At 42.3% G+C, this 6,652-nt stretch carries 7 protein-coding genes; 4 read left to right on the top strand and 3 right to left on the bottom strand.

All coding sequences use genetic code 11. From position 1 onward, the window contains the following. Window positions 1-53: 53 nt before the first annotated feature. Complete coding sequence (locus HOP45_RS14640; RefSeq protein ID WP_181350131.1) at window positions 54-1,004, bottom strand: 4-hydroxy-3-methylbut-2-enyl diphosphate reductase; 951 nt, start codon at window positions 1,002-1,004, stop codon at window positions 54-56. Between the two features lie 175 nt (window positions 1,005-1,179). On the opposite strand from HOP45_RS14640, the gene HOP45_RS14635 reads away from it, so the two are divergent. Together HOP45_RS14635 and HOP45_RS14630 are read left to right on the top strand one after the other, a co-directional pair. Next, window positions 1,180-2,496: a DEAD/DEAH box helicase gene (locus HOP45_RS14635; RefSeq protein WP_181350130.1), complete on the top strand. Its 1,317-nt coding sequence runs from the start codon at window positions 1,180-1,182 to the stop codon at window positions 2,494-2,496. Between the two features lie 21 nt (window positions 2,497-2,517). Further along, window positions 2,518-3,411: a deoxyribonuclease IV gene (locus HOP45_RS14630; RefSeq protein ID WP_181350129.1), complete on the top strand. Its 894-nt coding sequence runs from the start codon at window positions 2,518-2,520 to the stop codon at window positions 3,409-3,411. A gap of 236 nt (window positions 3,412-3,647) precedes the next feature. Here the strand turns inward: HOP45_RS14630 and HOP45_RS14625 are convergent, their stop codons facing one another. Then, a complete protein-coding gene (locus HOP45_RS14625; RefSeq protein WP_181350128.1) occupies window positions 3,648-3,932 on the bottom strand; it encodes a DUF2624 domain-containing protein in 285 nt (94 codons plus the stop codon). 179 nt (window positions 3,933-4,111) lie between these two features. Between HOP45_RS14625 and HOP45_RS14620 the strand changes: the two genes are divergently transcribed. Both HOP45_RS14620 and HOP45_RS14615 read left to right on the top strand, forming a co-directional pair. Next, window positions 4,112-4,810 (top strand): transglycosylase SLT domain-containing protein, encoded by a 699-nt coding sequence (locus tag HOP45_RS14620; protein ID WP_181350127.1) that lies wholly within the window; start codon window positions 4,112-4,114, stop codon window positions 4,808-4,810. An 81-nt stretch (window positions 4,811-4,891) separates the two neighbouring features. Further along, a complete protein-coding gene (locus HOP45_RS14615) occupies window positions 4,892-5,299 on the top strand; it encodes a hypothetical protein (protein WP_181350126.1) in 408 nt (135 codons plus the stop codon). A 36-nt stretch (window positions 5,300-5,335) separates the two neighbouring features. On the opposite strand, the gene ispG is transcribed toward HOP45_RS14615, so the two are convergent. Continuing rightward, complete coding sequence (gene ispG / locus HOP45_RS14610) at window positions 5,336-6,448, bottom strand: flavodoxin-dependent (E)-4-hydroxy-3-methylbut-2-enyl-diphosphate synthase (RefSeq protein WP_304650481.1); 1,113 nt, start codon at window positions 6,446-6,448, stop codon at window positions 5,336-5,338. Window positions 6,449-6,652: the final 204 nt, after the last annotated feature.

Raw genomic sequence — 6,652 nt, 5'->3', positions numbered from 1 at the left:
GTACGTACGGTGGTGTGAGAGGGATGGAGGTTAGCCACCTCCCCCTATCTCTATTAGGTGCGTTTCTTTGTTCTGACTTTAGGCAAGATTTTCTTTTGATGGACTTTGGATTCCCGGATCCACGTGTCTTCATCTTCCGTGTCAAAATTCTCGATAAACCGGATCACTTCTTTAGTGATTGGAGTCGGCGTTGATGCTCCCGCTGTGACAGCCACAGTTTCGACACCTTCAAGCCAGCTCAAATCGATATCGGTCACGTCAGCTATCCGATAAGCGACTGTTCCGGCTACTTCTTTTGAGACTTGGGCAAGTCGATTGGAGTTATTACTTTTAGGATCGCCGACAACTAGGGTTAAGTCCGCCTCCTTCGCTTGTTCGGCTACAGCTTCCTGGCGTACTTGCGTTGCCATACAAATTTCTTGCTGCTTCTCAGTTTGAGGATATTTTTCAATAACAGTTTCCATTACGTCATAAACATCCCATTGACTCATCGTTGTTTGATTTGTAATCAGAAGTTTATCATGATCGATTTCAAGTTCTGCTACATCCTCTTCTGTTTGAACGAGGTGGACTTTACCTGGAGCAACGCCCATGGCGCCTTCAGGTTCAGGGTGTCCCTTTTTACCGACATATACGATTTCATAGCCTTCAGCAACTTTATCACGAATCAAGTTATGCGTATGAGTAACGTCTGGGCATGTAGCATCCAGAACGGTTAACCCTTTTTCTTCTGCACGTGTTTTCACTTCAGGCGATACGCCGTGGGCTGTGAAAATGACGGTTCCATCTTCTATGCCATCCAACAAGTCGAGTCTATTACTTCCGTCAACTGTAATAATCCCTTCGTTTTCAAACGCATTGGTTACATGAGAGTTGTGCACAATCATGCCTAAAATATATATAGGGCGGGGAAGATTAGGATCTTTAGCCGCATTTTGTGCAATCACCATTGCATCTACGACTCCATAGCAATAACCGCGTGGTGCGATCTTAATAACATCCATGCTGCAAGTCCTCCTCTTTCATTTCAATCATATTCGTTAATCAAATCCATCAATTACATTATAAAGGCTTTGCATAAAGATGACAAAGATTGTCTACGATATATATCCTTCGTGCAATTCCTCGTAGACTTTACTATAATAGTGAGGAAAGATCAATTGTTAAAGGAGTTACGATATGGGTCATCATAAATTTATGGAGTTTGCCATCGGACCGGTGGCATCAGATATCGTGGAGGGCTATGGATTTCATACCCCCACCACAATTCAATACAAAGTCGTTCCACCAGCCCTCAGAGGAGACAGCTTGATCGGCCAGTCCCATACAGGGTCTGGAAAGACATTGGCGTATCTTTTACCGATTTTGGATAAGATTGATGATGAAAAGTCTCAGGTTCAGTGTGTCATTACGGCTCCGACTAGAGAATTAGCCACGCAAATATACAATGAAGTGAAGAAATCGATTAGCTATGCTGGTAAAGAACAAGATTGGCGAGCTAAATTACTGATTGGCGGAACAGATAAACAAAGGACGATTGAGAAATTGGCGACCCCTCCGCATATTGTGGTTGGGACACCAGGCCGGATATTAGACTTAGTAAAAGAGGAAGCGCTTGATCTTCACCATGCCTTCAGTTTTGTTTTGGATGAAGCGGACCTCATGCTGGATCTTGGTTTCATTCAAGAAGTCGATCAAATTCTCTTACGAATGGATGAACAGGTTCAAAAGCTGGTATTCTCTGCCACGATACCCGAACGGTTACAACCGTTTTTGAAAAAGTATTTGAGCAATCCAGTCCACATACAGATAGACGAGGATAGACCTGCGCCGGAAACGATCGAGCACCGACTCATCCCGGTACGTCATCGCGATAGGGCGGATATCATATTGGGATTGTCCAAGCTTATCCAGCCGTATTTGGCCATCATATTCACTAACGGCAAAGAACATGCCGATGAGTTGGCACGTAAGCTTTTAGACCGGGGGCTTCATGTTGGCCTTATCCACGGCGGTTTATCGCCGCGTGAACGTAAAAGGATGTTAAAAGATCTACAGAACTTGCGTTATCAGTATATTGTAGCAACAGACCTTGCATCCCGTGGCATTGATATTCAGGGCGTCAGCCATATCATTAACGCTCAGATGCCGAAAGAATCCGAATTCTACACCCACCGGGTAGGGCGCACAGCTAGAGCGGGGATGGAAGGGACAGCCATCAACCTCTACTCAGAAGAAGACTTGCCTTTAGTTCAAAAGCTTGAGAAGCAAGGGTTATCTTTTACGCATTATGATATTCGTAATAATGAATGGAAAGAAATTAAAGCGCACAATGCACGGCAAAAACGTGAACGCCAAACAACTGATGATGAAAAACAAGCATGGGGCAAAGTTAAGAAACCCAAAAAGGTGAAACCAGGTTACAAAAAAAAGATGAAATATCAAGCTGATAAGAATATGAAGAAAATAAAACGGAATCAAAATAAAAAGCGGTAAGATTCAGGGGAAGGTGTAAAAATGCTGAAGTTAGGATCACACGTATCGATGAAAGGTAAAAAAATGTTGTTAGGATCAGGGGAAGAAGCAGTTTCGTACGGAGCCAACACGTTTATGATCTACACTGGTGCGCCTCAAAATACAAAAAGGCGCCCAATTGATGAATTGAATATTGAAGCTGGCACGGCTTACATGAACGAACATAATATTGAAGAAGTGGTCGTCCATGCGCCGTATATCATAAATATTGCAAATACGACTAAACCGGAAACATTTCAGTTAGGTGTAGATTTTTTACGCAATGAAATTGAGCGTACCGAGGCGATCGGCGCTAAACAAATCGTGCTTCACCCCGGTTCTCACGTGGGGGAAGGCGTTGAAAAAGGCATTCCTAAAATCATCGAAGGGCTGAATGAAGTCCTCCATAAAAATCAAGACGTACAAATTGCACTTGAGACAATGGCAGGTAAGGGTTCTGAATGTGGTCGGACATTCGACGAGCTTGCTCAAATCATTGACGGCGTCGAGCACAATGAAAAATTATCTGTATGCCTGGATACATGTCACATTCATGATGCGGGCTATAATGTAGTTGAAGATTTTGATGGTGTGCTTAATCAGTTTGACCATATCATCGGATTAGACCGGTTAAAAGTGATCCATGTGAACGATAGTAAAAATGAACAAGGTGCTCAAAAAGACCGTCACGAAAATATCGGTTTTGGGCATATTGGGTTTAATGCCCTGCATCACGTTGTTCATCATCCTCAATTGGATGAACTGCCGAAAATATTAGAAACACCGTATGTCGGGGAAGATAAGAAAAATAAACAACCTCCATATGGATTTGAAATCGACATGTTGAGGTCATCTCAATTTGATGAAAACGTGAAAGACAAAATCATGAAGCAATAGATAGAAGCTGTCACTCGATAAGGAGTGGCAGCTTTTATTTTATGTAAAGCGAGGAGGTATTGCATTGAATGTTTATATCGGTTACGAAGGATTTATTTGAAGGATGCGCCGGTTACCCGCAGGAAAGCGAGTGGATCAAAGCCACCCCTATCCCTTATACGGTAACGACCCATACACAATAATGATTGAACGAATCAACAACGACAAAGCATAGTTTATCACCAATCAGTGCAGTCTTATTTCAACCAATCTTCCACCCCATATGCTTTAGCGAACTTATGCAATAAACGGTTTACTTGTCTGGCTGTTTCAGGTGACGTGATGGAAGCCAATTTTTTTAACATGATGTGACGTTCTTTAGGGTCAAAAGGGTCTTCCTTACTCGATTTTAACGCTTGAACGATATGCTGTGCTTCTTTTTTTGAAATCGAAACATTGTAACGTTTACTGTATGTCAGCAATTCATCGACGGTTAGGGATCTTAATTTTTGGGTAATGATTTGTTGTGCTTTATTTTTCATTCCATATGCCTCCTTTAGATGAGTTGTTATTAGCATATGACAAGAATTGGGCTTTGTGTGTCGTGAAAGGTGTGTATGTTTGCAATGAAGCAGCCGATAAGTTAAGATGTGCATTTAAGTCAGATGAACTAGGAAATTTACCTTAATTTGGCAATGTAACAACTAAGGAGTGACAAGCAATGAAAAACATTATTTATGTGGGTGGAGTCGTTATTGTAGCCACATTAGCGATTGTGTTAACTGATAAATATAATGAAAGAGCGAACAAATCATTAGAAAACAAAAATCAAAAACTACAGGAACAGAACGAAAAATTTCATAACGAGAAGGAATATTTGCAATCTCGACCGACAGAATATAAAAAGGAAAACGGTTATAGAGTATGGCCGGAGATGGAGAAGAAAGCCAGTCGACTTGTGAAGGAAAGTGATGGGGAATTTAAAAAATCTTGGGCCTTGTATTTAGTTCGTGAAGCTGATCGATATAAGATCGATCCGTTTTTAGTTTATGAATTACTAAAGGTGGAGTCCGGAGCTACGTTTGAACCAGCTCTTGTTGGACCGGAAACAGAATATGGACATGCGTACGGCATGGCTCAATTTATGAAAAATACAGCGCCGTGGGTTGCTGATATGGCTGATCTGCCTTATAAGGAAGAATTGCTATACGACCCTTATTATTCCATGCAGCTCTCTCTCGTTTACTTGGATTTCCTTCATAATAAGTATGGGAACTGGGATGAAGCCCTAACAGCTTATCATAGAGGAATTGGCGGGCTGGAACAATTTAAAGAAGAGAAGGGCGAAGCTGCAGACTGGTACGCCAAAGAAATTCAAAATAATGCCCGGACGCATAACACAGTGGCAAGCTCTAACTGATTTCCATTAGATTCCTCGTTAAAATATTCAGTTCATCACATACTATAGATGATTCTCCAATCAGAAAGTGAGGATTATCACATGGATGACAATCGATTTAACGAAGAGAGTCAAACGCCACAGCATGTTAATGAGCCTACTCGTGCGTTAGATGAGGAGAGACTCCCTCACCATGACGAGCCCATAGAAGAACACGATTATGAAGAAGAATTTGCAGCTGAAGCCGCTATCGATCCTGATACTGTCCAAGCGGACGATCAAGAGACAGAAATGCAGGACGATGCCAGCCCTGCATTTGGATGGTTTGCTTTATCGGCTGCGTTGCTTTCATTCTTCATTGCGCCATTCTTACTTGGCGGCGCAGGTATTGTGCTTGGTGTTATTTCAAAAAGACGAAATGCAGATACACTTGGAAACATGGCGATTATCATCGGCGCCGTATCCATTTTGTTTTCTTTATTCTTCGCCCCTGTTTACAATTTAATGTAGAAAAAAAGGTGGATCTGCAATAGATCCACCTTTTTTCTATACCTGTTCGGTTTCCGCATCTGCTTCAGCTTGTTTCCGGTAATGGTCTTCAGCTAATTTATCGACTTCTTTTTTCAATTCATCAACCATAATGTCCTCTGGTACTTTGCGAATGATTTCGCCATGACGGAAAAGTAAGCCTTCTCCGCGTGCACCAGCAATACCGATGTCAGCTTCCCGAGCTTCACCTGGTCCATTAACAGCACACCCTAGTACAGCTACTTTGATAGGTGCTTTAATGGTTTGAATGTATTCTTCCACCTCATTAGCGATGGAGATAAGGTCGATTTCAATCCGACCGCAAGTTGGACAAGAGATTAAGGTCGCCGCATTAGCAGCAAGTCCGAATGTTTTAAGCAACTCGCGGCCAACTTTCACCTCTTCTACAGGGTCAGCACTTAGTGAAATACGGAGTGTGCTCCCAATTCCTTTGCTCAAAATAGCTCCCAGTCCAGCTGAACTTTTTACCGTACCAGCAAATTGGGTGCCAGCTTCAGTAATACCAAGGTGAAGCGGATACGAGATCGCTTCGGCAGCTTTTTCATATGCTTCTATTGCTAATTTTACATCAGACGCTTTCAAGGATACGATAATATCATGAAAGTCCAATTCTTCAAGAATTTGAATATGGTGTAACGCACTTTCCACCATGCCATCGGCAGTAGGATAGCCATATTTCTGAATGATGTGTTTTTCTAATGACCCTGCGTTAACGCCGATTCGAATGGGCACACCCTTTGCCTTCGCCGCGTTTACGACAGCTTCAACTTTTTCTCTGCGTCCGATATTACCAGGGTTGATGCGAATTTTGTCTGCCCCGCCTTCGATTGCTTTAAGCGCCATTTTATAATCAAAATGGATATCAACGACGAGGGGGATGTTGATCCGTTTTTTTATTTCAGGAATAGCGTCAGCGGCTTGCTCATTTGGGCATGCAACCCGGACAATCTGGCAGCCGGCTTCTTCTAAACGATGAATTTCCGCAACTGTAGCTTCAACGTCCTCAGTTTTAGTGGTGGTCATGGATTGGACAACCACTTGGTCTTGCCCGCCTATTGTTAAATTCCCTACTTGAACAGGGCGTGTATCTTTTCTGTGTGTCAATGTCATGTTAAATCGCTCCTTTAACTTATTCGCGATGATGGTATTTATTCTACCATCCTATATTATAATGGTATGGAAGGAAAATGAGAAGTAAGAGTGATTAAAAAAACGAAATGGCTTGTCAATGGACGGGAGAACAAGCACAATAAACTTACAACCCTCATTTTATATTCATTGAAACCTTTACCTGCCTTAGTGCGTAATTACAGG

It is taken from the genome of Thalassobacillus sp. CUG 92003, assembly GCF_013618635.1.
GTDB lineage: Bacteria > Bacillota > Bacilli > Bacillales > Halobacillaceae > CUG-92003.
Note: the sequence above shows the minus strand (reverse complement) of the source record. Positions and strands in the feature narration are given on the sequence as shown.